The sequence below is a fragment of the Kitasatospora sp. NPDC093102 genome, from assembly GCF_040683915.1.
Taxonomy (GTDB): Bacteria; Actinomycetota; Actinomycetes; order Streptomycetales; family Streptomycetaceae; genus Kitasatospora.
This window is the reverse complement of record NZ_JBFBFA010000006.1, coordinates 181,705-206,707: the sequence shown is the minus strand read 5'-3', so window position 1 is coordinate 206,707 and position 25,003 is coordinate 181,705. Positions and strand designations below refer to the sequence as shown.

Genomic DNA, 25,003 nt, shown 5'->3' with positions numbered 1-25,003 from the left:
GATCGGTGCGGGATCAGCCCGGGCTCAGCCCGAGCAGGCGATCCGCTGCGCCTGCTGCCAGGCGCACACCGGGCAGAGGGTGCTGCCCGGCTGGTCGGCGGGCAGTTCGGTCGGCTCGCCGCACAGTACGCAGTCGGCGCGTGGCCCGGTCGCCTCCGGGTCGTGCCGCAGCGCCGCCTGCGCTCCGCCATCGGGCCCGAGTTCGCAGACGCCCGCTTCCTGGTTCGTACCGGTGTCGCTCATGTCGCCTTCCTACTCCGCACCCCCGCCCTGCTGCAACACGCTCCGGCCTCGGCCCCGGCCCGGCGGACGAATGCCAGCGAACAGATTTCAGAAAACGTTCGCTGTGATCCGTCATCTGAAATCTGTCCGCCGGAGTCCGTCCGCTGCTCCGCCCGCCGCCCCTCCCGTCGTCCCCTCCCGGCCGGCGGCTACCGTGACCGGCATGTCCACCGACCTGCACCGACGCCTGCTCGCCGCCCACGCCACCACCCCGCCGTACCCCGAGGTGGGCGCCACCCGGGGCGGGGGCGGACGACTGCCGGACGGCTACGCCCACCTGCGTCGGCGGGTCCACCTGGGGCACGGGCCGGAGGTGCTGGAGCGGGCCGGCCGGTACGTGCTCGGGTGGGGCAGCCAGTTGGGCACCGGCTTCGCGGTGTACCCAGCCGGCCCGGCCAGGGAGGGTGGGACGGTGCTGCTGCGGCTGAACCTGCCGGGGCGCCGGTGGCCCCGGCTGCTGATCCCCTGCCGGGTGGTGTGGACGGTGGACGAGCCGGGCCGGATCGGGTTCGGCTACGGAACCCTCCCCGGGCATCCGGAGTGCGGCGAGGAGGCCTTCCTGGTGTCGATGGACGCCGACGGCGAGGTGTGGTTCGAGGTCACCGCGTTCTCCCGGCTGTCCGCCTGGTACGCCAGGCTGGGCCGTCCGGTGGCGCTGCTCTGCCAGCACCTGGCGATCGAGCGCTACCTCGCCGCGGTCGCCGCGCACGTCCGCCGAGTCCACTGAGTCCACTGAGTCCGCCGAGCGTCGCTGGGTCCGCCCGCCGGGCTGCCCACCGCCGGGCAGCGTCGCGCCCGGGCCTCGCGTCCGGCCCCGCACACGCCGTCGGGCGTCAGCCGAGGAAGGACAACCGGACGGTCCGGCGCGGGTTGTCCCCGTTGGTGTCGATCAGCACCACCGACTGCCAGACACCGAGCGCCAGTTGACCGCCGAGCACCGGCAGGGTGGCGTGCGGGGCGACCAGGCCGGGCACCACGTGGTCCCGGCCGTGGCCGGGGCTGCCGTGCCGGTGACGCCAACGGTCGTCGGCCGGGAGCAGGTCGCGCAGGGTGGCGAGGAAGTCGTCGTCGCTGCCGGAGCCGGTCTCCAGCACCGCGATCCCCGCGGTGGCGTGCGGCACGAAGACGTTGAGCAGGCCGTCGCGCCCGGCGGCCCGTTCGTCGAGGAACGCTGCGCAGCGGTCGGTGATGTCGAGCGCGACCTCGCGGCTGCCGGTGGTGATCTCGAGGGTGCTGCTCTGGAAGGTGGTGGCCGGGAACGATCCGGCCTGGGTGGAGTGGTTGTTGTCCGCCATGGCGCCATCCTGTCCCAGGTCAGCGGGCCGGACGTACTCCCTCGCCGACTCGCCTTGCCGGGGAGGCAAACTCGCATAAGGTGAAAGGTTCAGACCACAGCGCCCCGGCCATCCGGGCCACCCGCCGGACGCCACCCGGCCACCGCCCGGACACACCGAAGACCCGGCGGACCGGACGGTCCACCGGGTCGGTTCCCGACCGGGCGGCGGGGGGACCCGTGCCGCGCCGGCCGGACTAGCCGCGCCCGCCGAAGAGGCTCCGCCGCAGCCGACGCAGCGGCGTCAGCAGCGAGATCCTGGTGTGGCGACGACGGATCGTCGGGGCCTCGGCGCCGCGCGGCGTGAGTTCCCTTATCAACCCGAGCGCCTCGGCGGTGTCCACCGCCGGGAGTGCGGGCGCGCCGAGCACGGCCAGGTGTCGCTCGATCCGGCGGCCGGTCGTGCCGACACCGCACTGGATCGCCGGCACGCGGGGCCGAGTCCGCACTTGCATGTGTTCCATCAGTTTTCCCACCCCTACGAGGCGCCAGGGCCGTGAGGCGAAGACTATCCGTGACGGACGGCCTTCGCGCAACCGTCCTTGGTGTTGTGCCACCGTATCGTGCGGCGTCAACTGACGAAGCACCAGGGGCTGACCCGGCCGGTCACGACTAGGCATCAATGATGGTGCACGACCGGCCGTCCGTCACCAGGACCGGCAGTCGCGGGCGCGGCAACCGCGCGCCCGGCGCACCGCAGCGCCCCAGCGGCGCCCCACCCCATGCCCCGCCCACAACCGCCCGCGTCCCACCCGCATCCCGCCCGCGTCCCGGCCACACGCCCGCGTCTCCATATAGGGGACAGCCGCCACATCGACAAAGCGATCGACAGGGCGCCCGCCGGACAAGACCCGCCCGAACGGGGATGCCGCCGACACCCCAACCGCCCGATTTCAGGAAGTGAACACATTCGCGGGATTGACTCCGGCCGATCCTCCAAGCAATATCTGTTGAACGCGCCAGTGCCCGCACCGCACGCAAGCGCGTGTTCGAGTGATGAAGAACTCCGGCTCCCGCGAGCCACTGCCCGGCCGCCTCGACGCTGCGGTGGCCAGGCTCGCGCGGTGCCCGGACCGGCGGTCGGCCGTAGAGGGTCGGCCGGACCGCCACCTGACTGCCGGTGCCGCCCCGTGAGGGGCCCGGCACCGGCGGTTCCGGGGCCCCACGCACGCCCTGTCCAGCCCCCACCCGGACAACCGCCCGGCCCCCGCGTCCGCACGCCCCGCCCGGGCCCCCGGCCGCGACAGCCCCGCCGCCACCGCCCCCGGGGCCCTGCACCGGACGTCCGCGCAGGTCGCACCCTGTGGATCGGTACACTCGGCCAGCGTGTCCCTCCTCCTCAGCATCGTGCTCCCGGTCCACGGCGTGGAGCGGTACCTCCCGCGCTGCCTCGACTCGATCCTCGGCGACACCCCCGCCGCGGAGACCCGCTTCGAGGTGATCGCGGTCGACGACCTCTCCCCCGACGGCTCCGGCGCGATCCTGGACGCCTACGCGGCCCGCGACAGTCGCCTGCGGGTGCTGCACCTCACCGAGAACCAGGGCCTCGGCGGCGCCCGCACCGCCGCCCTGCCGCAGGCCCGCGGCCAGTACGTCTGGTTCGTGGACAGCGACGACTGGGTGCCCGAGGGCACGGTCGGCGTACTGCTGGACGAGCTGGTGCAGGAGCGCGGCCGGGAGACCCCCGCCGACGTGCTGGTCACCGGCTTCACCCACGTCTACCCGGACGGCGGGACGGAGCCGAACCCCTGGCGCCACGTGCTGGCCGGCTCCCCGCTGGTCGAGGGCTGCACCCTGGCCGAGCACCCGGCACTGTTCCAGACGGTGATGTCGGTGTGGAACAAACTGTTCCGCCTCGAGTTCCTGGACGGCCTCGGCGTCTCCTTCGGCCGCGGCTACTACGAGGACATCTCGGTCACCTACCCGGCGCTGCTGGCCGCCGAGCGGCTGCGGTACCTCGACCGCCCCTGCTACTTCTACCGGCGCGGCCGGGACGGCGCGATCACCGCCACCGCCTCCCCCAAGCACGCCGACGTGTTCGCCCAGTACGACGCGATCTTCGCCTTCCTGGACCGCCCGGACCGCCCCGGCCGGCCCGTCCCGGACTCGCTGCGCACCATGGTCTTCGACCGGACCGTCCGCCAGGCGCTGAACGTCTACGACACCCCCGGCCTGGTCCCCGCCGACCTGCGCAAGGACTTCTTCCAGCGGATCGCCCGGCACTTCGACCGCCACCGCCCGGCCGGGTACCGCTTCCCCGGCGGGGTGCGCGGCGTGCAGTACCGGCTGGCCGCCCGCGGCGCCCGGATCGCGTACGCGGAGCTGCGCCGCACCGGCCGGCTGCCGCGCGAACTCAAGCGCGGGGCACGGGCGGTGGCGCCGGCGGTGAAGAAGGGAATGCGCAGCGGCGCCCGGTTCACCGCGTACAACGCGTTCCGCCGACTGCCGCTGGACCCGAACCTCGCGGTCTACGCCGCGTACTGGCACCGGGGTTACGCGTGCAGCCCGGCGGCGATCTACGAGAAGGCGAAGGAACTCGCCCCGCGGATCCGGGGCGTGTGGGTGGTGGAGAACCGCGCCCAGGCCGCCACGCTGCCGCCCGGGGTGCCGTACGTGATCGTCAACACCCCCGCCTACCTCAAGGTGATGGCGACCGCCAAGTACTTCGTCAACAACGTCAACTTCCCCCGCACCATGACGAAGCGGCCGGGCACGGTGCACGTCCAGACCCAGCACGGCACCCCGCTCAAGGCGATGGGCATGGACCTGCGCGACCACCCGGCGGCGGCCGAGGGGATGGACTTCGAGCTGCTCCAGGAGGCCGTGGACCGCTGGGACTTCCTGGTCTCCCCCAACCCGCACACCAGCGGGCACTTCGCCCGCGCCTTCCCCGGTCGGTACGAGATGCTGGACACCGGCTACCCGCGCAACGACCGGCTGGCGAACGCCACTTCGGACGAGGTCCGGGCGATGCGAGAGCAGCTCGGGCTGCAACCGGACACCCGGGCGGTGCTGTACGCGCCGACCCACCGCGGCAGCAAGGGCGGCTACGTGCCGCTGCTGGACGTGGCCGAACTGGCCCGGCGGCTGGGCCCGGACCACACGCTGCTGGTGCGCACCCACTACTTCCACACCGACGGCCCGGGCGACCTCACGGGGGCCGGCGCGGAATCGGCGCGGATCGTGGACGTCTCGGCGCACCCGACCGTCGAGGACCTCTACCTCGCGGCGGACGCGCTGGTGACGGACTACTCGTCGATGATGTTCGACTACGCGGTGCTGGACCGGCCGGTGGTGATCTTCGCCCCGGACTGGGAGGAGTACCAGCGGGAACGCGGCGTCTACTTCGACCTGTTCGCGGAGCCGCCGGGCGCGGTCACGGTGGACGCGGACGGGCTGGCGCGGGCGTTGCTGGCGGGCGACCCGGAGCCTGCGGCGCGGGCGCGGTTCCGGGCGAAGTTCTGCGTCTGGGACGACGGCGGGGCGGCGGAGCGGGTGGTGCGCCGGGTGTTCCCGGTGGAGAAGCGGTAGGACCCGCGCTGCGGCAGATCCCCGTACCGCAGCAGAGCCCGGACAGGTGGGGAGCCCCGAGCCGGACCTCCGGACGGGGCCGGTGCCGCCGGTACGGCGACCGGCCCCGTCGGCGCGAGCTCAGCGCCGGCGGGCGGCCAGGAACTCCTCGAAGGTCAGGACGCCGTCGTGGTTGGTGTCCATGCTGTGGATCAGCGCCTCGGCCATCGAGAGGGTGACGTCGTGGTCGCCCATCTCGTTGGCGGCCAGGGCGTACTCGGCCGCCGTGATCCTGCCGTCGCCGTCCTTGTCGAAGCGGTCGAAAAAGGCCTTGATAGCCTCGGTGGTCTCCATCGTGCCCTCCTGGGTACTGCGGGGTCTTGCTTGGTTCGGACGGCCGTACCCTACCCGGCCGTGGCACGCGCCACGGCCGCCGGGAGTGGACGGGCGCAGGGGTGGGTGTCGTAGTCTGCGGATCTGATTGCGGGCCCGGGCTCCTCCCGGGCGGTCGTCCATCCAGGGAGGGAATCGTGCTCGACCTCGTCACCAAGTTGGTGCTGAAACCGGTCTCGCGGGGGATCTGGCGGCCGGTCATCGAGGGAATCGAGAACGTGCCGCGCAAGGGCGGGGTGATTCTGGCCAGCAACCACCTGTCCTTCATCGACAGCGTGGTGATCCCGCTGACCGCCCCACGCCGGGTCCACTTCCTCGCCAAGGCCGAGTACTTCACCGGTACCGGGCTCAAGGGCCGGCTCTCCAAGGGCTTCTTCGAGGCGATCGGCGCGGTGCCGGTCGAACGCGGCACCTACCGTTCCGCTCAGGCCTCGCTGGAGTCGGCGCTGGAGATCCTGGAGGACGGCAAGGCCTTCGGCATCTACCCCGAGGGCACCCGCTCGCTGGACGGCCGGCTCTACCGGGGCAAGACGGGCGTCGCCTGGCTCGCGCTGACCGCGGGCGTGCCGGTGGTCCCGGTGGCGCTGGAGGGTCCGGAGCAGATCCTTCCGGTGGGCAAGCGCGTGCCGCGGCTGAAGAAGGTGACGGTCCGCTTCGGCGAACCCCTGCACTTCGACGAGCTGCACGGACAGGCCCGCTCGCTGAAGGCCCGTCGGCAGGTGACCGACGAGGTGATGGCCGCCATCCAGCGGCTCTCCGGCCAGGAGGTCGCGGAGAGCTACAACGAGGTCCCGAAGGCGGCCTGACCGCCGCTCCGTCGCCGCGCGGCCGCCCTGTGCACGGTCACGACCGCGATGGGCGCCCGCGATGTGCGACCGCAATGTGCAGGGGCGCGGGCGTCGTGGCCGCACCGGCCGACCGTGCCCCGGCCCGTCACACGTGACCGAGCCCGGCCGGTTCCGGCCGGCCGACGACCCCCGGCGCCTCCCGGCGCAGCAGCGCCGCGTACCGGCCGTCCAGCGCCACCAGCTCCTCGTGGGTGCCGAGTTCGACCACCTCGCCGTGGTCCAGGACGGCGATCTGGTCGGCGGTGCGGACGGTGGAGAGCCGGTGCGCGATGGTGATCGTGGTGCGGCCGGCGGCCAGAGCGTCCACGGCCTGCTGGACGGCGCGTTCGGTGCGGTTGTCGAGCGCGCTGGTCGCCTCGTCGAGGATGAGCACCGGCGGGTTGCGCAGGATCGTCCGGGCGAGTGCGAGGCGTTGCTTCTCGCCGCCGGAGAAGCGGTAGCCGCGCTCGCCGACCAGGGTGTCGTAGCCGTCCGGGAGTGCGGCGATGGCGTCGTGGATCTGCGCAGCCCGGGCGGCCTCGACCAGTTCGGCGTCGCTGGCGCCGGGCTTGGCGAAGCGCAGGTTCTCGGCAACCGAGGCGTGGAAGAGGTAGGTCTCCTGGGAGACCACTCCGACCGCGCGGGCCAGGGTGTCGAAGGACAGCTCACGCACGTCCACGCCGTCCAGGGTGACCCGTCCGCCGGTGACGTCGTACAGCCGCGGGACGAGGTAGCTGAGGGTGGTCTTGCCGGATCCCGTCTCGCCGACCACGGCCAGTGAGCTCCCGGCCGGGACCTCGAGGTCGACACCGGCCAGGGTCGGGCGCTCCTGCGCCGGGTCGTAGCGGAAGTCGACGCCCTTGAAGCGGACCTCGCCGCGGATGTCGGCCAGGGTGACCGGGTCGGCCGGCTCGGCGATCTCCACCGGCAGGTCGAGGTACTCGAAGATGCGCTGGAAGAGCGCGAGCGAGGTCTGCACGTCGACACCGGTGGAGAGCAGGCTGACCGTCGGGCGGAAGAGGCCCTGCTGAAGGGTGACGAAGGCGACCAGGGTGCCGACCGAGACGATCGGCGCGCCGGCGGCGGAGGTCAGCCCTGCCGCCCAGTAGATCAGCGCGGGCATCGCGGCCATCACGATCTGGATGGTGTTCATCCGCCAGCGCCCGGCCATGCTGGCCCGCACCTCCAGGTCGGCGAGCTGGTCGGACTGCTCGGTGAACTCGCGGGCGAGCGAGCCGGAGCGGCCCATGGTGCGGCCGAGCAGGATGCCGCTGACCGAGAGCGACTCCTGGACCGCCGAGCTCATCGCGGCCAGCTGCTTCTGCCGCTCGGTGGTGATCTTCTTGCGCTCCTGGCCGACCCGGCGGCTGATCCAGACGAACAGCGGGAGCAGCAGCAGCGAGACGACGGTCAGCCGCCAGTCGAGGGCGACCATGGCGATGACGGAGGCGACCACCGCGGTCAGGTTGGAGACCAGGCTGGTCGCGGTGGAGGTCACCGTGGACTGCATGCCGCCGATGTCGTTGGCGATCCGGGACTGCACCTCGCCGGTGCGGGTGCGGGTGAAGAAGGCCAGCGACTGCCGCTGGAGGTGGCCGTAGACGGCGGTGCGCAGATCGTGCATCACGCGCTGGCCGACGGTGGTGGAGATCAGCGTCTGGAGGACGTTGAAGATGCTGTTCACCACGGCGGTCAGGATCATCCCGAGCGCGAGCAGGCTGAGCAGCCCGGTGCGGCCCTGCGGGATGGCGGTGTCCAGGACGGCCTTGAGCAGGAACGGCGAGACGACCGAGACCACGGCGGAGGCGGCGACCAGCAACCCGACGACGGCCAGGCGGCCCCGGTACGGACGGAAGAGGCCGAGGATGCGGCGCCACTCGGCCGGCGGGCGGGGTTCGCCCTCGGCGCGTTCGGGTGGGGTCCAGTCGATGGCGGTGGGCCTCAAGGACGGGCCTCCCTGGATGGGACGGTCGGGCGGACGGTCGAGCGGCAGTCAGCATAGCGAGGATAGCTCATAGTTAGACAAGCTAATAGTGAGGGTTGCTCTATTCCTCGACGTCCATGCCCGGGGCCGATCCGTCCCCGCCGCCAGGCCGGGGCCCCAGACCCGGGGCCCGACCGCCCGACCGCCCGACCGTCAGTTGGTCCGGTAGGTGCGCGCCGCCTTCGAGGAGAGCCCGCCCAGCTTGCCCGAGGGCAGCACCCGGGCGATGGCCACGGCAGCCTTGTACCGCTTGCCCGGCACGGACACGGACCGGCCGCGGACCAGGTCACGCATCGCCTCGTCCACCACCCGCTCCGCGGAGAGCCAGGACCAGGACGGGATGTTGCCGGTGCCCATCCCGGCCCGCTGGTGGAACTCCGTCCGGGTGAAGCCCGGGCACAGCGCCATCATCCGAACGCCCGTACCGCCGAGGTCGCGCAGCACACCCTGGGTGAAGCTGACCACCCAGGCCTTGCTCGCGCCGTACGTGCCGCGCGGCAGGAAGGCCGCCACCGAGGCCACGTTGACGATCGCGCCGCGGCCACGCTCCCGCATGCCGGGCAGGGCGGCCGTGGTCAGCCGCAGGACCGCCTCGATGTGCACCTTCAGCATGGCCAGCTCGTCCTGGAGCGGGACGGCCCCGAAGGCACCCTTGTTGCCGAAGCCGGCGTTGTTGACCAGCAGGTCCACCGGTCGGGCGGAGTCGGCGAGCCGCGCCTCCACGGCTCCGATGCCCTCGTCGGTCGCGAGGTCGGCGGTCAGCACCTCCGCCTCGATGCCGTACCTGCCGTGCAGGTCGGCGGCGGCGTGCTCCAGGCGCTCGGTGTCCCGGGCCACCAGGACGAGCTGGTAGCCGCTGCGGGCGAGCCGGCGGGCGAAGGCGGCTCCGATGCCGGCGGTCGCGCCGGTGATCAAGGCTGTGGTCATGCCCCGACCGTACCGACTCTCCGCATCCGAGCCCACACCCAGGGGAACGCCCCTGCTCAGACGGCGACGGCCTTGGCGCGGTCGGCGGCGATGTGCACCGCGAGGCCGGCGAGGACGGTGCCCATCAGGTAGCGCTGGATCCGCAGCCAGGCGGGACGGCGGTTGAGGAAGGCCGCGATGCTGCCCGCGCTCACCGCGATCAGGCCGTTGACGGTGATCGCGATCACGATCTGGGTCAGGCCCAGCAACAGGCTCTGCACGGCGACGTGACCGCGTTCCGGAGCCACGAACTGGGGCAGCAGCGAGATGTACATGATGGCGATCTTGGGGTTGAGCAGACAGGTCAGGAAGCCCATCGCGAACAGCCGGCGCGGCGGGTCCGGCGGCAGCTGCTGCGGGGCGAAGACCGCCGTGCCGCCCGGCTTGACCGCCTTCCAGGCCAGCCAGAGCAGGTATCCGGCGCCGGCCAGCTTGATCGCGGTGTAGAGGGCGGGCACCACCGAGAACACCGCGGCCACCCCCGCCGTCACCGCGACCAGGTAGACCAGGAAGCCGGCCGCGACCCCGACCAGCGAGACCAGCCCGGCGCGGCGGCCCTGCGCGATCGAGCGCGAAACCAGGTAGATCATGTTGGGCCCGGGCGACAGCACCATGCCCAGGGCCACGGCGGCGATCCCGAGCACGGCCCGGCCGTCCACGGCGGAGGTCAACGCGTCCATGCGAGGAGGCTAGGGCGGGCAATCAGGTCGATGCAATGATGACTTTGCACTCGGTGCAATGTGCGCGCGCCGCTGCACGGGACCTCTGGAGGGCCGACCGCCGATGGACGACTACCGACTGATCGCCGACCAGGTCGCCGCCGAGATCGCGGACGGGCGGCTGCGGCCCGGCCGGCAGCTGCCCACCCAGCGCGCGTTCGCCCGCAGCCGGGGAATCGCCAACTCGACGGCGGGACGGGTCTACCGGGAACTGGCCCGGCGCGGGCTGACCGTCGGAGAGGTCGGGCGCGGGACCTTCGTCCGGGCCGGGCGCGCACCGGACGGCGCCCGGGTGGCACTCGCGGAGCCGGCCACCGCCCCCGTGGACCTGGAACTCAACTACCCCTCCGTCCCCGGGCAGGCCGAGCTGCTGGCGGGCGGACTGGCGCCGCTGCTGCGGCCGGACGCGCTGGGCGACGCGCTGCGGCCGGTCGGCGCGGCCGGGACGGGCGCGGCCCGGCGGGCGTTCGCAGGACTGGTGTCGGCCGGCTCCTGGGAGGTCGGGGCGGGCGAGCTGCTGTTCGCCGGCAACGGACGCCAGGCCATCGCCGGGGCCCTGTCGGCCCTGGTACCGGCAGGGCAGCGGCTGGGCGTGGAGGAGCTGACCTATCCGGTGGTCAAGGCGGTGGCGGAGCGGCTGGGCATCACGCTGGTACCGCTGGCCATGGACGAGCACGGGCTGCTGCCGGATGCCGTGGCGGCCGCCCACCGGGCCGCACCGCTGCGCGCGGTGTACGTCCAGCCGCGCCTGCAGAACCCGCTCGGTGCGAGCCTGCCGGGGGATCGGGCCGCGGGCCTCGTGGCGGTGCTGCGGCAACTCGACCTGCCGGTGGTCGAGGACGCCATCTGGTCCTTCCTGCGGCCCGGGTCGGCGCCGTTGGCCGCGCTCGCGCCGGAGCGCACGGTACTCGTGGACAGCCTCTCCAAGCGGCTCGCCCCGGGGCTGACCACCGGGTTCGCGGTCGTCCCGGCGGCGCTGCGCGAGCGGGTGGCGGGCGCGTTGCGCTCGGGCGGGTGGACGCCGAGCGGCTTCGCGCTGGAGGCGGCGGTGCGCTGGATCGGGGACGGCACGCTGGCGGCGGTGGAGGCGGCGAAGCGGGCCGATGCGACGGCCCGGCAGCTGCTGGCACGTGAGGTGCTGGCGGGACAACGGCTGCGGTCCGACCCGTGCTCGTACTACCTCTGGTGGGAGCTGCCGACGGGCCTGCGGGCGGAGACCTTCGCCGCGGAGGCGGAGCGTGCCGGGATCTCGGTCACGCCCGCTGCGGCCTTCGCCGTCGATCCCCGGCGCTCGCCCTCCGCCGTCCGGGTCGGGCTCGCCTCGCCGACGCTGCCGGTGCTGGCGCGGGCGCTGGAGACGCTGGTGGGGATCGCGCGGGGGGTGGGTGGTGGCGGCGGACAACGAACAGATGACAGCTGACAGATTTCGAAATCTGTCAGCTGTCATCTGTCGCCTGTCATCCGTTCGCCGTCATCCGTCGACCGTCCGCCGTCCGCCGTCAACCGCCAGCCACCGGCCGTCAGTCACCCGTCCCGCTCCGGCTCCCCCGGACCGCCGTGTCCGCCGCACCCCCGGCGCCGACGGCGCGCAGGCGGCTCGCGGCAGTGGCGGCGAGCTGGGGGGCGATCCGGGCCACGTCCCGGGAGCCGACCGCCGCTATCAGGCTCGGCAGCAGCCAGCGGACCGGCTGCATCCCGCGCAGCCAGGCCTGCGCGTAGACGTGGGCGGACCGGCGGGCGATCCCCGCGACGATCCGGTTCACCGCGGGCTCCAGCGGATACGTCTTGTTCGCCGGCCAGGGCAGCCTGGAACGCATCTGCTTCAGCACGGCGTCCTGGTCGGCCCCGCGCACCATGTCCGTGTCGGTCCAACTCAGGTACCCGACACCGACCTTGATCCCCCGGTAGGCGACCTCGGCGCGGATAGAGTGGGCGAACGCCTCCACCCCGGACTTGCTGGCGCAGTACGCGCTCATCAGCGGCGCGGGGGTCAGCGCTGCGAGCGAGGCGATTTGGAGCAGGTACCCGCGGCTCTCGGCGAGCGCCGGCAGGAAGGCCCGCGCGGTGGCTACACTGCCGAGCAGGTTGACCTCGATGACCCGGCTGAACGCCTTGTGGTCGCTGTCGGTCAGCGGCCCACCGATGGCGATCCCGGCATTGGCGACGACGGTGTCGATCCGCCCGTAGTGCTCCTTGATCCGCCGGGCGGTGTCCTCGAGCGCGTCGAGGTCGGTGACGTCCACCTCCCAGCTGGTCGCGGACGGGCCGCACTGCGCGGCGACGGCCTTCAGCTCCTCCGGTTCCAGCCCCAGCAGGGCCACCTTGGCCCCGCACCGGGCGAGCTTGCGGGCCAGCGACGCGCCGACGCCGCGCGCGGCCCCGGTGACGACGACGACCTGCGCGGACAACGGCGGGATGGCGTTCATGCGACGGCGGTCCTCTCGTCGACGGAAGCGGGAACAGCGCCGGCGGGCGCGGGAGAGGCCGCGGGCGCGGCCGTCAGGTACGCGGAGGCCATCCGGTGGATCTCGGCGGCGACCTCCGCCGGACGCTCCAGCGGAGACATGTGGCCGACCCCGGGCAGCAGCAACAACCCTTGTGAGTCCTGGAGTTCGGCGACGATCCGGTGGGCGTGCACCGGTGGCGTCAGCCGGTCGTCGGTGCCGACCACCACCGCCGTGGGCGCGGCGAGCCGGGCGAGCCCGGCATGGACGTCCAGCCGGTCCAGCACCGCGGCCCAGTTGGCGCGGACGGTGGTCGGGCAGGCATGCACGATCCGGGCCGTCGCCTCGACCTGTCCGGTGGGCGAACTCGCCCCCATGGTCGCGTACTTGAGCGCCACCCGGCTGAACGGCGAGACCGGCCCGAGCGGCATCCGGGAGCGCAGCAGCTGCCGGTGCAGGAATCGCCGCAGGCCCCGGGAGCGCACGGCCGGCGGCAGGACGGTGAGTTCGGCCACCAGGTCGCCGGGCCCGGTGGAGATCAGGACGGCCGCGGCGGTGCGCTCGGCGACCTCGGGGCGGCCACCGGCCGCCATGATGGTCATCCCGCCCATGCTGTGCCCGGCCAGCACGGCTCGCTCGCCCGCCGGAACGGTGCGCGCGAGCACGGCGGACAGGTCCTCGGCCAGCGCCCGGGTCGAGTAGCGGGCCCGGCTCGGCGGGACCTCGCTGTGCCCGTGGCCGCGCTGGTCGTAGGCCACCACCCGGTAGCGGTCGGCGAGCCGGCGGATCACCGGGGCCCAGAAGGCGGTCGAGCAGGTCCAGCCGTGCGCGAGCACCACGGTGGGCGCGCCGGGCTGGCCGTGCACCTCGGCGTGCAGCCGGATGCCGTCCGCCGACCGGACGCTCAACTCCTCCACCGGAACGGGAGGTTCGTACTCCTCAGGCAGGTGAACGCCGTTCACGCGGAGACCTCCTGGACGGTGCGGGCGGCAGCCGGCGCGGCACGCATGATCAGCTCGTACTCACCGAGGTCGACCTTGCGGGTGGCCCGGCGGAACGAGGTGGTGGAACCGGGCCAGAGCACGGTGTTCTTGCCGTTCGGGTCGAGGTACCAGCTGAGGCAGCCGCCGGTGGTCCAGACGGTGCGGTCCATCCGGTGCTGAAGTTCGAGGTTCCACTGCCGCTGCGCGCGCACGGTGGGCTGCATCGCGGTGGCACCGATCGAGCCGAGGGTGGTCAACGCATCGATCATGTAGTTCAGTTGGGACTCGATCATCAGGATCATCGAACTGTTGCCGAGGCCGGTGTTGGGCCCGATGACGAAGAAGAGGTTCGGGAAGCCGTGCACGGTCGAGCCGCGCAGCGCCTCCATGCCGTCCTTCCACTCCTCCGCCAGGCTGGTGCCGTTGACGCCGAACACCCTGGCGCCGATGGGCATGTCGGTGACGTGGAAGCCGGTGCCGAAGACGATGGCGTCCACCTCGTGCTCGCTGCCGTCGGCCGCAACCAGCGTGGAGCCGCGCAGTTCGCGCAGACCGGAGGAGACGACCTCGGTGTTGGCCGCCGCGAGCGCCGGGTAGTAGGTGTTGCTGAGCAGGATGCGCTTGCAGCCGATCCGGTAGTCCGGGGTGAGCCTGGCGCGCAGCGCCGGGTCGGGGACGCCCTGGGCGATGTGGCGTTCGGCGAGCTGCTGGACCAGGCGCAGCAGGCCGGGGCGGCGCACGAACGCGTCCACCTGGATCTCCCGGAGAGCGAACAGGGTGCCGCGGCGGATCTTCGCGGTGACCGGCAGGCGGCCGTGCAGCCACTTCTCCAGCTGGGTGATCTCGCGGTCGCGGCGCGGCAGCACCCAGGCCGGGGTGCGCTGGAAGACCGTCAGCTTGCCGACCTTGGGCTGGATCGACGGGATGATCTGGGCGGCGGAGGCGCCGGTGCCGACCATCGCGACGCGCTTGCCGGTCAGGTCGAAGTCGTGGTCCCAGCGGGAGGAGTGGAACACCTTGCCGGGGAAGCCGCTCAGTCCGGGCAGGTCGGGGATCTGCGGGTCGGCGAGCGGTCCGGCGGCGGAGACGATGGCGTCGGCGGTCCACTGACCGGCCGAGGTGGTGATCCACCAGCGAGTCTGCTCGCTCTCCCACCGGGCTTCCAGCACTTCGGTGTTGAAGCGCAGGTGGGGGCGGAGACCGAAGACGGTGGCGACCTTCTCCAGGTAGGCGCGGATGTCCGGCTGGCCGGAGAAGCTGCGCGGCCAGTCGGGGTTGGGCGCGAAGGAGAAGGAGTAGAGGTGCGAGGGCACGTCGCAGGCGCAGCCGGGGTAGCTGTTGTCGCGCCAGGTGCCGCCGACGGAGTCCGCCCGCTCCAGGACCACGAAGTCGGTGATCCCGGCACGTCGCAGTCGCACCGCGGCGCCGAGGCCGCCGAAGCCGGAGCCGATCACCGCCACCCGGACGTGCGGGACGGGCTCCTGCGCAGCGGCGGTGTCGGTCGCTGCGGACGCGCCGGAGCGGGGGCTCTTGCTGCTGGATGCCATGCGGCAACCTCCTGAGGGTGGGACGGTGCTCGTCGCGCTCTCCCGGGGCCCGCGCCCCGGAACCTCCCGGGGACTCGCCTCCGGGACCCTGCCAATCGCGCCAGTAATCACTGGCATGATTGGCAGGGTAGCCCTTGCCGACACCGGAATGGAAGAAGCACGACGGCTCCGGTTCGGGGAGCCTTCCGGGCCGGCAGTCCTATGCTGATCGCCGTGGACAAGGTCAGAGCTGCTGCGGGCGACAGAAAACGCGAGTACCGGGTGGAGGAACTGGCCGAGGCCGCCGGCATCACCACCCGCACCCTGCGCTTCTACCGCGAGCGCAAACTGCTTCAGCCGCCCCGCAAGGAGGGCCGCATCGCCTGGTACGGCGAGGAGCACCTCGCCCGGCTGCGGATGATCGGCGAACTCCTCGAACGCGGCCACACCCTGGGCGGCATCGCCGAGCTGATCGGCGCCGGCGAGAGCGGGAGGGACGTCGCCGAGCTGATCGGGCTGGAGGCGGCGATCGTCGCGCCGTGGTCCGACGAGACCCCCGTGCGCCTGGACTGGGACGAGCTGAAGACCGCCTTCGGTGACCAGCTCACCGAGGAGAACACCGCCGAGTCGATCGCCCAGGGCTACATCACCGTCTCGGAGGACGGCATCACCCACGTCAGCCGCCGGCTGATGGACGCCACCACGGAACTGGTGGCGGAGGGGGTGCCGCTCTCGGCGGTGCTGGAGGCCAGCCGGCGCACCCAGGAGCACGTGGACGCCATCGCCGAGATCTTCATCGAGGTGGTCAGCGAGCACCTGCTCAGCGCGCTGACCGCCGACACCCCGCTACCGCCCGGCGAGGCGGCCCGGCTCACCGAGCGCATCCTGCGGGTGCGGCCGCTGGCGCGCACGGTCGCGGACGCCCAGTTCACCCTCGCGATGGACCGGCGGGTGCATGTCGAGTACGTCGAACTCCTGCGCCAGCGACGGGAGAACGGTTCCGAGGCGTAGCCGGGCCGCTGTGCGGGCAGGGATTCCCGCGCCCTGCCCGGACGCTGGAGGTGCCGCCGATGACCCGACCGCTCAGCCGCCGTGCCGCTCTCGGTCTCGCCGCAGGACTTGCCCCGGGCCTCGCGCTCGCCGCGTGCGGGTCGGGCTCCTCGGCGTCCGGCTCCGATCCGTCCGGCCCCGGTTCGTCCGGCTCCGGCGGCACCCGCACGGTCCGGCACGCTCGCGGCGAGACCACCGTGCCGGCACGGGCGAGCCGGGTGGTGGCCCTGGACACCGACGCACTGGATTCGGTGGTCACGCTCGGCCTCAGCCCGGTCGGCGCCACGACCGTCGCCGCGGGCGCCGCCTTCCCCGCGCACCTGCCCGCCGAACGACTGGCTGGGACGAAGCCCGTCGGGGCCATCGGCCAGCCCAGCCTGGAGGCGATCGCAGCACTGCGGCCGGACCTCATCCTGAGCAACCAGGTCCGCGACGACAAGCGGTACGACGAACTGTCGAAGATCGCGCCGACGGTGCTCTCCAGGACCACCGGGCCGACCTGGAAGGAGAACGTCCGGCTGCATGCCGAGGCGCTGGGCCGCCAGGCCGAGGCCGATGCGGCGGACGCGGCGTACCGGGCCGAGCTGCGGGACCTGGTCACCGCGCTCGGCGGTCCGGCCAGAGCGACGGCCACCCGGGTCGAGATGGCCCGCTTCCTGGCGGGTGCGCCGACCCGGCTCTACCTGAACGACACCTTCGTCGGCTCGCTGTTCAAGGACCTCGGGCTCGGCCGGCCCGCCAACCAGGACAAGCCCGGCTTCTCGACGGAGATCAGCCCCGAGCAGGTGGACCAGGCGGCGGCCGACGTCATCTTCTACTCGGTGTACGGGGACGCGGCCAAGTCCGACCAGGGGAAGATCACCGAGGGAGCGCTATGGAAGAACCTGGATGCCGTCCGCAGTGGGCGGGTGTTCCGGGTGGACGACAACCTGTGGATGCTCGGCATCGGCTACACGGGAGCCGGGCTGATCCTGGGCGAGATCCGCAAGGACCTGGCGCCGACAGCCGGGTGACGGCCGACAGGCGACGGCCGACGGATTTCAGATGACAGATGACAGATGACAGATGACAGATGACAGATGATGAAATCTGTCATCTGAAATCCGTCACCTGCCATCCGCCACCCGTCGCCCCTCCCGTCACCCCCGCCCGTACCGGCCCGGCCGCAGGCGCCCGGTGAACGCGAGGAACGCAACGAACCCGCCGAGGACGATCCAGCCGGGCCAGCCGGCCAGCGACATGGTGAGCGGGTCCAGGTCGGCATTCGGGTCGGCGAACTCCCGGACCATCGACACGCTCATGCTGCTCGTGAAGGCGTGCGCCAGCACCGCCGGGACCACCGACCCCGAGCGCAGCCTCAGCCAGGTGAAGACCGGCAGAACGAGCACGCAGCTCACCGTCAGCGCGGGCACCGACACGTACCAGGGCCGCCCCGGGTACTGGCCGCCCATCAGCAGCGTCGGCAGGTGCCAGAGCGCGAAGGCCGTCCCCGTGAGCAGGTACGCCCGGACGAGCGCCGCCGTGCCGCCGCCCGGACCGCCGGAGCCCCCGCCGACCTTGAGCAGCCGCGGAAAGAGGAAGCCCTGCCAGCCGATCTCCTCGCCGAAGAACAGTGGCAGCGAGAGCATCATCCCGATCAACCCCTGAACCGCCCACGATCCGACCCGCCCCGCGTCCAGCGAGCCGAAGCCGGCGAACGGGTAGCTGCCCACCAGCGCACCGAGCGCCAGCGTCACGGCCGTCAGTCCGCCGAGCACCCCGAGCGGCAGCAGACAGGCCCGAACCGCGCGGGCCCGGGGCCGGGGCCAGCACAGCGCGAGCGACTCCCGCACTCCGCCGCCGCGCTCGACGACGCGGACCACGAGCAGCGCCGCCAGCGCCGGGGCCAGCATGGCGGCCCCGATGCAGAGCTGCTCCAGGGTGCCGACCTCCTCCCGGGCGTCGGCGCGCTGGTAGCCGTCGGCGAGCAGCGGCGCCATGGCCGCCCACATCCCGGCGTAGGCGAGCACCAGGTAGACCAGCAGGCCGCGCCGCCGGACGGCGCTCGGCGGGGTTTGCGTCAGTAGCGTCATGCCGAGGACGCTACGGACCAGGGGGTTCGCCCTGGAACCACGTTCACTGCCGGTCAATGGAGTTGTCCACTACCGCCCGATGGTCGAGTTTTCTGGGTGTACGGAGACCGACCGGAGGTGCTACTTCGCGCCCCGCGCCCTGCCCACCCGCCGCCCCCTGCGCCACGGATCGGAACGGAAGCTGCAAGAGACGGGAATTTGACGTATCGTCAGGCGTCACACGGCGGGGGCGACGGTGGTCCGCTCACCGTCGCCCCCGCCGTACTCTCCCGCCGGCCGGCACCCACGGCCCGGCGGGGCCTCGACGCGCTCCGGGCCGGGCCTGATCGGTTCAGGCCCGGGCCGGTTCGGCTCCGGGCCTGGATCACACCCGAAGCCTCCCTGGAACAGGGTCAGTTGACGTTGACGGCCGTCCAGGTGGCGGCGACCGCGCTGTACTCCGCGCTGCCCGAACCGTACAGGTCCGCCGCCGCGCTGAGGGTGCCCGCACGGGCGCCCGCGTAGTCGGTGGTGGAGGTGAAGTAGGTGGTCAGCGCGCGGTACCAGATCTGCGCGGCCTTGTCCCGGCCGATGCCCGCGAGCGTGGAGTTGTCGTACGTCGGGCTGTTGTAGCTGAACCCGTTGATCGTCTTCGCGCCGCTGCCCTCGGACAGCAGGTAGAAGAAGTGGTTCGCCACCCCGGACGAGTAGTGGACGTCCAGGTTGCCGACGTTCGCGTCCCAGTAGTCCGCCGAGGCGCCGTCCTTGCTCGGCTGGTCCATGTAGCGCAGCGGGCTGCCGTCGCCGCGCAGGTTGATCAGCTCGCCGATCCAGTAGTTCGGCGGGTTGGAGGGCAGGTTGGCGTACCACTCGACCATCGTGCCCATGATGTCCGAGGTGGCCTCGTTGAGGCCGCCGGACTCGCCCGCGTAGTTGAGGTTGGCGGTCGCGGCGGTGACGCCGTGGCTCATCTCGTGGCCGGCCACGTCGATCTCGGTGAGCGGCGCGGTGTTGTTGCTGCCGTCGCCGTACGACATGCAGAAGCAGCTGTCGTCCCAGAAGGCGTTGACGTAGTTGGAACCGTAGTGCACCCGGCTCAGCGCGCCGACGCCGTCGTTGCGGATGCCGCTGCGCCCGAAGGTGTTCTTGTAGAAGTCCCAGGTGGTGGCGGCACCGAACTGGGCATCCACGGCGGCGGATTCGCGGCTGTTGACGGTTCCGTCGCCGAAGCTGTTGCTGGTGTTGGCGAAGAGCGAGCCGGTCCCGTCGGTGCCGTTGTTGAGGTCGCTGGTGGACTGACCGCCGCGGCTCGCGTCCTGCAGCCGGTACTCCGAGCCGCTCTGGGTGGTGGTCAGCGGGACCTGGCCGACGAAGATGCCGTTGCCGGTGCCCGCCGCGGTCTGGATGGTCTCGTGGCTGGCGAGGATCCGGCCGTCGGCGGCGTCGGTGACCAGGACCTGCCGGCTCGGGGTGCCGTCGGCGCGCAGCCCCGTGACCGTGGTGCGGTACGCCAGACGGGGAGTGCCGTCGACGGCCCAGACCACCAGCTCGGCCTGGCCGGCCCCGTGGACCTCGGTGAGCGGCGACTCGTCCGCGTCGGTGGTCGCCCCGACGGTGGCTTTGACCGACTCGGCGACCTGCGCTCCGGCCCGGTCGGCGGCGATCTCCGGGGTCAGGCTCGGCAGCGCGATCCGTGCGGCGACCGCCTTGTCGACCGCCTTCACCGAGCCGTCGGCCTTCTGGTGGACGATCAGGTCGCCGCCGATCACCGGCAGGCCCCCGTAGGTGCGCTCGAAGCGCAGGTGGCGGGTGCCGTCCTTGTCCACCGCGGCGTCCTTGGCGACCAGCTGCTCCTTGTCGCCGAGCTTGAGCGCCTTGGCCAGCGGTCCGGCCTGGCCGGCCGCCAGCTTGAGCACGGTCGCGTGCTGCTGGGCGGCCTGGGCCTGCAGCGAGGGGGTGGGAGCGGCCTGGGCGGCGGTGCTCACCTGGATCACACCGGTCAACAGGGCCGTGGCCGAGAGTACGGCGACGGCCGCGAGCTTACGCTTCACGTACGAGTCCTTCCGGGAAACCGCGTCTGGACGCGGTCGCACCACGTCCCGGGAGCCGGGTCGGCACCTGTGGGGCGGAACGGGCACTGACGTGCGAGAACCCCGCGCAGTCGAGCGGCTCGCCACCAGGGGGTGGGGGTGGGGCTACCGCCGGGGGTGAACAGAAGCATGACAATCCAGCAGGTGCATTGACAGGTCTGCATCAGCGATTGGCCGGGTCCCGCCACTGGGTAAAGGGCTCCCAATCCGCGGCCGAACCGGGGCGATTCACCACATCCCACCAAGGGCTTCCAACCCGAACGACGGCCGACCGCCTGCACTGACGGACGCTCGGCCACCGAACGCCGATTCGACCTGCGGGACCGGCCGGCCCTCGATCGACTTTTACATGCGTGTAGAAGACTCCATACGGTTCCTTGACACCAGGGTGGCGAGGTTCCGCCACCCGAATCCCCTTGCTCAACGGGAAGGTGTCTGCTAGTCAGCCGCCGGCGCCGTCACCGCAACCTCCCGGAGCGCAGCTCGGCGAGCCGCCGCTCCAGGCCGGCCCGACAGGACGGCCCGGCAGGACGGCCCCGCAGAACGGCCATTCCTCGTCTGTGATCGAGAAGACCGCCGAGTCCCGCAGCCTCCCCACCTCCCCCGGCGCCCAGGACCGCGACCAGTTCCGCAGCACGCCCTCGAAGGTCGTCCCGGCCTTCGCGATCGCCGCCCGCGAACGGCCCTTGCGGGCATCGGTCTTGAGGTCGGTCCTGGCCACGCCCCACGCCCCGAAGGCGTGCCGGAACAGCAGGTGCTCGGCCTCGGTGTTCAGCCCGCTCCCCTGCAGCCTCCCAGGCCACCCGCACCCCGCGCTGCGATTGTCACCCCTCGGACGCTCTCCGCCCTCAGGCCTCGCCCGCCCCACGGGTTCCCTTACTGGAGCCGCCACTCCTGGGCGGTGTTGCCGGGGGTGCAGGTGACCATGGTGACCGCGTTGCCGGGGCCGTTGTTGGTCATGCAGCTCTGGTTCTGGTAGTCGCCCAGGGTGTACGAACCCGCCGAACTTCCGGTTCGGACCGTCCAGTTGGTGAGGAAGCTGAACCCGCTGTTCAGGACCACCTTCCCGTCCATGGTCTGGACCATCAGCGGGCCGCCGTTGTTGCAGGCGTTGAAGAGGATCCACGAGCCGGGGTTGGTCGAGCGCACCCAGCCGTACTGCGCGTGACCGCCGACCACGATCGGGTTGTCGCCGTTCAGGTTGTCGTCACGCATCCCGATCGTACGGCCGTCCTTCACGCTGACGATGTTGGTCCAGCTGCTTCCCTCACAGGACGGCGGCCTATTCGAACCTTGTGGGGTATTGCCGGTACCGCTTGTGGCCGGGGGCTGCGGGTTCTGATTGGCGGGCGGGTTGGGCGGGTTGCCGCCGCCGGACTGGCTCGCCTGACCGCCCGACGACCCGCCCGCAGCCGTGCCCGCACCACCGGTCCGGCTGCCGCCCGAGCCGCCGCTACCGGTGCCGCCCTGACCTGCGGCCGGGTCCGGGACCGGTACCGGAACCGGCGGCTGGTTCTGAGCCGCGCCGGGCGTCGGCTGGTCGGGGCCCGCAGTGGCCGCCGGGGTGTCGGTCGGCGCCGGGGTGGCGGGCGTGGTGGTGGCAACCGAGGCGGCGGTGCCCGGATTCACGGGGCCGGTGACCACCACGGTCGGCTGGACAGCGGGCGGCCGGGCGTCGGAGCCGCCGGAACCGCGGTCGACCAGCAGGACGGTCGCCGTGCCCATCGAGATGACGACGGGGATGACGATGGGCACCAGCAGAGTGCGCCACGACCGCCGGCGGCCGGGTTCGGTCGACGCCTGCGGCTCCACCTTCGCAACCTCGGCCGGTGCCGGTGCGCCGCCCGCGGCGGGCGCCACCACGGCCCCCGCCTGGGCCGGCTCGACGGCACCGTCCTTGGCCTGGCCCACCGCGGCACCGCCCTTGACCGGCTCCGCCACGCCGCCCTCGGCCGCCCCACCGGCACCGGGCCGGAGCGCGATGGTCCGGCTGTCGGCCACCCCGGCCCTCCCGGCCGCCTGCTCGCCTCGCGCGACGCCCTCCCCCGCGAGCGCCGCACGGGCCGCCGCCGCCATCTCGGCGGCGTCCGCGTACCGTTCCTCGGGTTTCTTGGCGAGCGACCGGGCGACCAGCGCCCGCACCGGCGCCGGGAAGGTGTCCGGCAGTTCCGGCACCGGCTGGTTGACGTGCTTGAGCGCGATCTGGAGCGGCCCGTCGCCGGAGTACGGCGGCTCGCCGACCAGCAGCTCGTAGCAGACCACGCCGATCGAGTAGAGGTCGGTGGCCGGCCCGAGGTTCGCGCCCTCGGCCTGCTCCGGGGACATGTAGAGCGCGGTGCCGATGATCGCGAACGGGGCGGTGAGCTTGGTGCTGGCGAGGGCCCGGGCGATGCCGAAGTCGGTGATGGCCACCCGCCCGTCGACGCGCACCATCAGGTTGGACGGCTTGATGTCCCGGTGCACGATCTCCCGCTGGTGCGCGGCGTGCAGCGCGTCCAGGGCGCCGGCCACCAGGCCGAGGGTGCGCTCGACGGTCATCGGGCCGGTGTCCTTGAGCACCCGGTCCAGCGGGCGGCCGTCGATCAGCTCCATGACGATGTAGGCGCAGCGCTCCTCGCCGTCCCCGCCGCTCTCGCCGTAGTCGTGGACGCCCACCACGCCGGGGTGGTCGACGGCGGCGACCAGCTGGGCCTCGCGGCGGAAGCGCTGGGCGGAGGTGTCGTCCTCCAGCAGCTCCGAGCGCAGGATCTTGACCGCGACCTGCCGCGCCAGCACGGTGTCCTCGGCCTTCCAGACCGAGCCCATGGCGCCGCCGCCGATTTTCTCGACCAGCTCGTACCGCCCGCCGAGCACGGTGCCCGCCCCGCTCATACCCTGCTCCCCCGTGTCGTGACCCGCCCCGGCGAGTCGTCGGCACACAGTGTGCCAGAGCGTGTCGCGGGCTCAGCAGTGCAGTTCCGAAAAGGAATTGGGCATGAGTTGTCAGTCTTTGAGGAAGTATCGGACGCGGTCCGCTACTTCTCGGACGGCCGCGACGACCGCCTGGGGCCGGTCGGCCTGGATGGCGTGACCGGCGCCGTGGACCGAGCCGTGCGTTCCCCGGACGGCGTTCGTCGCGATGCCCCTCTGCAGTGCGGTCCAGCGGACGCGCATCGCCCTGGGCAGCCCCTGGGTCGCGCTCAGGACCACCAGCGGCACCTCGGGCGGCGGCGCCACGGCTCGGCGCCGTCGGATCTCGGGGACGGCGGCGGCGGTCAGCCGCTGCTCGGCGAGGATGGTCCGCCGCTGGTGCCGGTGCGCGATCACGGCCGCCCCGGCCCGGTCGAGCACCTCTGCCGGTCCGGGCGACGTCGGCGCCAGCGCGGCCCGGTACAGCCACAGCCGATTCAGCACGGCCTCGGCGATCCGGATGCTCTGCGGCTGGAACTCCTCGTGTGCCGGGTCCACCAGCACCAGCCCGGCCACCGCCTCCGGCCGCTGCCAGGCGAGGAGTTGGGCCAGCTGGGCACCCCAGCTGTGCCCGACCAGGAGGGCCGGCCCCGCGTCCAGCCGCTGCACGAGGGCGGCCAGGTCGGCGAGCTGGCCGTCCAGTGTCGGGGCGGCGGACCGGTCCGGCTCGCTGGCGCCGATCCCGGCCCGGTCGTATGCCACGACCCATCCGTACCGGGCGAGTTCGGGCAGGACATTCGACCAGGTGAGCACCGACGTTCCGGAGCCTGCGATCAGCACCACCGGGGCGACACCTCCCTGGCCTGCTTCCGACCAGCGCAACGCCCGCCCGCCGCAGTCCAGTTCACCGGTGCGAACGCCGCCTGGCAGGTGCTCGCCGAGCGCCCGCGCGATGGCCTCCTGGACGCCCCGCAGGCCCGGCCCGTCCGGTTTCCCCCGCCCGCCCCGACTGGTGTTCACGTGCGTTCCCCCTGAATCCGTCGTTCGCCCCCGTTCGCCCGGCCCTGGCCAGGAACGGCCTGCGACCGGCCGATCAGGTGTCTGGTCAGCCGGTCGACAGGAGAATCGGTCCGCCGGTCCGCCGGTCCGCCGATCGGCCGACAGGTCGGCCTCAGGTCGGCAGGACCCGCTTCAGCACACCGAGCAGCGCCTCCCAGTGTCGCTCGGTGGCCGCCGCGTCGTAGCGGCTGGTGTCGGCCTGGGTGTAACCGTGCAGGGCGCCGGCGTAGACCTCCGCCCGGTACCGGACGCCGGCAGCGGTGAGGGCCGCGGCGAGCCGGTCGATCTGCTCGGGCGGGAGCGAGGGGTCCTCGTCCGCGTGACCGAAGTACAGCTCGGCGGTGATCCGGTCGGCGCCCAGGTGCGGGCTGTCCGGGCTCTCGGTGGCGAGGCTGCCGCCGTGGAATCCCGCCGCGACGGCGATCCGGTCCGGGTGGCTGGCGGCCGTGCGCAGCGCCAGCAGGGCCCCGCGGCAGTATCCGGTCAGGCCGACCGGGCCGTCCTGGACCAGCGGGGACTCGGCGAGCCAGCGCAGGTACGCGTCCGCGTCGCGGGCGGTCACCTCCGGGGTGAGGGTGTTGAGCAACGGGACGAGCCGGGCGAAGAGTTCGCCGGCCTGGTCCACGTCGATGAGCTCCGGCAGTTCGACGACCGGCGCGCGACCGTTGCGGTAGTAGAGGTTGGGGACGAGCACGGTGTATCCGGCCGCGGCCAGGCGGTCGGCCATGCTCTCCATGTGCGGTCGGAGCCCGAAGGCGTCCGTGTAGATGATGACGCCCGGGTGGGCCCGGTCGTCGTCGGGGTGGGCGAGGTAGGCGTCGGCGGTGCCGTCCGCCGTCGGGATGTCCACGAGGGTTCCGCGCACGGGCATGATGAGGGGCGCTCCTTCCGGTTCGT

The 25,003-nt window shown here is 72.7% G+C and carries 21 protein-coding genes and 1 pseudogene; 6 read left to right on the top strand and 16 right to left on the bottom strand.

Annotation, left to right across the window (positions count from 1 at the left end; genetic code table 11):
- Positions 1 to 24: 24 nt before the first annotated feature.
- Positions 25 to 243, bottom strand: a complete 219-nt coding sequence (locus AB0O11_RS11605) for a hypothetical protein (protein ID WP_363384389.1) — start codon at positions 241 to 243, stop codon at positions 25 to 27.
- Between the two features lie 202 nt (positions 244 to 445).
- On the opposite strand from AB0O11_RS11605, the gene AB0O11_RS11600 reads away from it, so the two are divergent.
- The gene (locus tag AB0O11_RS11600; RefSeq protein WP_363384386.1) at positions 446 to 1,009 is read left to right on the top strand and encodes a DUF1990 domain-containing protein; all 564 of its coding nucleotides are present in this window, start codon (positions 446 to 448) and stop codon (positions 1,007 to 1,009) included.
- A 106-nt stretch (positions 1,010 to 1,115) separates the two neighbouring features.
- On the opposite strand, the gene AB0O11_RS11595 is transcribed toward AB0O11_RS11600, so the two are convergent.
- Together AB0O11_RS11595 and AB0O11_RS11590 are read right to left on the bottom strand one after the other, a co-directional pair.
- Complete coding sequence (locus AB0O11_RS11595) at positions 1,116 to 1,577, bottom strand: YjbQ family protein (RefSeq protein ID WP_363384383.1); 462 nt, start codon at positions 1,575 to 1,577, stop codon at positions 1,116 to 1,118.
- Between the two features lie 235 nt (positions 1,578 to 1,812).
- Entirely contained in the window at positions 1,813 to 2,079 is a 267-nt protein-coding gene (locus tag AB0O11_RS11590; protein WP_224282190.1) for a hypothetical protein, read from the bottom strand.
- An 862-nt stretch (positions 2,080 to 2,941) separates the two neighbouring features.
- On the opposite strand from AB0O11_RS11590, the gene AB0O11_RS11585 reads away from it, so the two are divergent.
- Complete coding sequence (locus AB0O11_RS11585; RefSeq protein ID WP_363384380.1) at positions 2,942 to 5,146, top strand: bifunctional glycosyltransferase family 2 protein/CDP-glycerol:glycerophosphate glycerophosphotransferase; 2,205 nt, start codon at positions 2,942 to 2,944, stop codon at positions 5,144 to 5,146.
- A 120-nt stretch (positions 5,147 to 5,266) separates the two neighbouring features.
- Here AB0O11_RS11585 and AB0O11_RS11580 read toward each other — a convergent pair whose 3' ends face one another.
- Positions 5,267 to 5,479: an EF-hand domain-containing protein gene (locus tag AB0O11_RS11580; protein WP_363384377.1), complete on the bottom strand. Its 213-nt coding sequence runs from the start codon at positions 5,477 to 5,479 to the stop codon at positions 5,267 to 5,269.
- Between the two features lie 176 nt (positions 5,480 to 5,655).
- Between AB0O11_RS11580 and AB0O11_RS11575 the strand changes: the two genes are divergently transcribed.
- Positions 5,656 to 6,324, top strand: a complete 669-nt coding sequence (locus tag AB0O11_RS11575; RefSeq protein ID WP_224282187.1) for a lysophospholipid acyltransferase family protein — start codon at positions 5,656 to 5,658, stop codon at positions 6,322 to 6,324.
- Between the two features lie 127 nt (positions 6,325 to 6,451).
- Here AB0O11_RS11575 and AB0O11_RS11570 read toward each other — a convergent pair whose 3' ends face one another.
- The 3 genes from AB0O11_RS11570 to AB0O11_RS11560 form a co-directional block, all read right to left on the bottom strand.
- Complete coding sequence (locus tag AB0O11_RS11570; protein ID WP_363384373.1) at positions 6,452 to 8,290, bottom strand: ABC transporter ATP-binding protein; 1,839 nt, start codon at positions 8,288 to 8,290, stop codon at positions 6,452 to 6,454.
- Between the two features lie 192 nt (positions 8,291 to 8,482).
- Entirely contained in the window at positions 8,483 to 9,256 is a 774-nt protein-coding gene (locus AB0O11_RS11565) for an SDR family oxidoreductase (RefSeq protein ID WP_363384370.1), read from the bottom strand.
- A gap of 56 nt (positions 9,257 to 9,312) precedes the next feature.
- A complete protein-coding gene (locus AB0O11_RS11560; protein ID WP_363384368.1) occupies positions 9,313 to 9,975 on the bottom strand; it encodes a LysE family translocator in 663 nt (220 codons plus the stop codon).
- Positions 9,976 to 10,078: 103 nt separating this feature from the next.
- Between AB0O11_RS11560 and AB0O11_RS11555 the strand changes: the two genes are divergently transcribed.
- Positions 10,079 to 11,434, top strand: a complete 1,356-nt coding sequence (locus AB0O11_RS11555; RefSeq protein WP_363384366.1) for a PLP-dependent aminotransferase family protein — start codon at positions 10,079 to 10,081, stop codon at positions 11,432 to 11,434.
- A gap of 100 nt (positions 11,435 to 11,534) precedes the next feature.
- On the opposite strand, the gene AB0O11_RS11550 is transcribed toward AB0O11_RS11555, so the two are convergent.
- Genes AB0O11_RS11550 through AB0O11_RS11540 form a run of 3 tightly spaced genes read right to left on the bottom strand, consistent with a single transcriptional unit; the run spans position 11,535 to position 14,988 of the window.
- On the bottom strand, positions 11,535 to 12,440 hold the full coding sequence (locus tag AB0O11_RS11550) for an SDR family oxidoreductase (RefSeq protein WP_363384364.1): 906 nt from the start codon (positions 12,438 to 12,440) through the stop codon (positions 11,535 to 11,537).
- A complete protein-coding gene (locus AB0O11_RS11545) occupies positions 12,437 to 13,420 on the bottom strand; it encodes an alpha/beta hydrolase (protein WP_363384362.1) in 984 nt (327 codons plus the stop codon). Before AB0O11_RS11545 ends, AB0O11_RS11550 begins: the two co-directional genes overlap by 4 nt.
- A complete protein-coding gene (locus AB0O11_RS11540; protein ID WP_363384360.1) occupies positions 13,417 to 14,988 on the bottom strand; it encodes an NAD(P)/FAD-dependent oxidoreductase in 1,572 nt (523 codons plus the stop codon). The genes AB0O11_RS11545 and AB0O11_RS11540 overlap by 4 nt, the downstream gene beginning before the upstream one ends.
- Before the next feature lie 213 nt (positions 14,989 to 15,201).
- Here AB0O11_RS11540 and AB0O11_RS11535 point away from each other — a divergent pair, with 213 nt between their 5' ends.
- Both AB0O11_RS11535 and AB0O11_RS11530 read left to right on the top strand, forming a co-directional pair.
- Complete coding sequence (locus AB0O11_RS11535) at positions 15,202 to 15,978, top strand: MerR family transcriptional regulator (RefSeq protein ID WP_363384358.1); 777 nt, start codon at positions 15,202 to 15,204, stop codon at positions 15,976 to 15,978.
- A gap of 59 nt (positions 15,979 to 16,037) precedes the next feature.
- Positions 16,038 to 17,030, top strand: coding sequence for an iron-siderophore ABC transporter substrate-binding protein (locus AB0O11_RS11530; RefSeq protein ID WP_363384355.1), 993 nt, complete (start codon positions 16,038 to 16,040; stop codon positions 17,028 to 17,030).
- Between the two features lie 126 nt (positions 17,031 to 17,156).
- On the opposite strand, the gene AB0O11_RS11525 is transcribed toward AB0O11_RS11530, so the two are convergent.
- From AB0O11_RS11525 to AB0O11_RS11500, 6 genes and pseudogenes are all read right to left on the bottom strand, one after another.
- Positions 17,157 to 18,089 (bottom strand): CPBP family intramembrane glutamic endopeptidase, encoded by a 933-nt coding sequence (locus AB0O11_RS11525; RefSeq protein ID WP_363384352.1) that lies wholly within the window; start codon positions 18,087 to 18,089, stop codon positions 17,157 to 17,159.
- Between the two features lie 392 nt (positions 18,090 to 18,481).
- Positions 18,482 to 20,119 (bottom strand): M4 family metallopeptidase, encoded by a 1,638-nt coding sequence (locus AB0O11_RS11520; protein WP_363384349.1) that lies wholly within the window; start codon positions 20,117 to 20,119, stop codon positions 18,482 to 18,484.
- A 481-nt stretch (positions 20,120 to 20,600) separates the two neighbouring features.
- Positions 20,601 to 20,945, bottom strand: a pseudogene (locus AB0O11_RS11515) (GNAT family protein); the annotation flags it as partial.
- Positions 20,946 to 21,034: 89 nt separating this feature from the next.
- The gene (locus AB0O11_RS11510; protein WP_363384346.1) at positions 21,035 to 23,029 is read right to left on the bottom strand and encodes a serine/threonine-protein kinase; all 1,995 of its coding nucleotides are present in this window, start codon (positions 23,027 to 23,029) and stop codon (positions 21,035 to 21,037) included.
- A gap of 111 nt (positions 23,030 to 23,140) precedes the next feature.
- Positions 23,141 to 24,067, bottom strand: coding sequence for an alpha/beta hydrolase (locus AB0O11_RS11505; protein ID WP_363384343.1), 927 nt, complete (start codon positions 24,065 to 24,067; stop codon positions 23,141 to 23,143).
- Between the two features lie 151 nt (positions 24,068 to 24,218).
- Complete coding sequence (locus AB0O11_RS11500; RefSeq protein ID WP_363384722.1) at positions 24,219 to 24,980, bottom strand: dienelactone hydrolase family protein; 762 nt, start codon at positions 24,978 to 24,980, stop codon at positions 24,219 to 24,221.
- Positions 24,981 to 25,003: the final 23 nt, after the last annotated feature.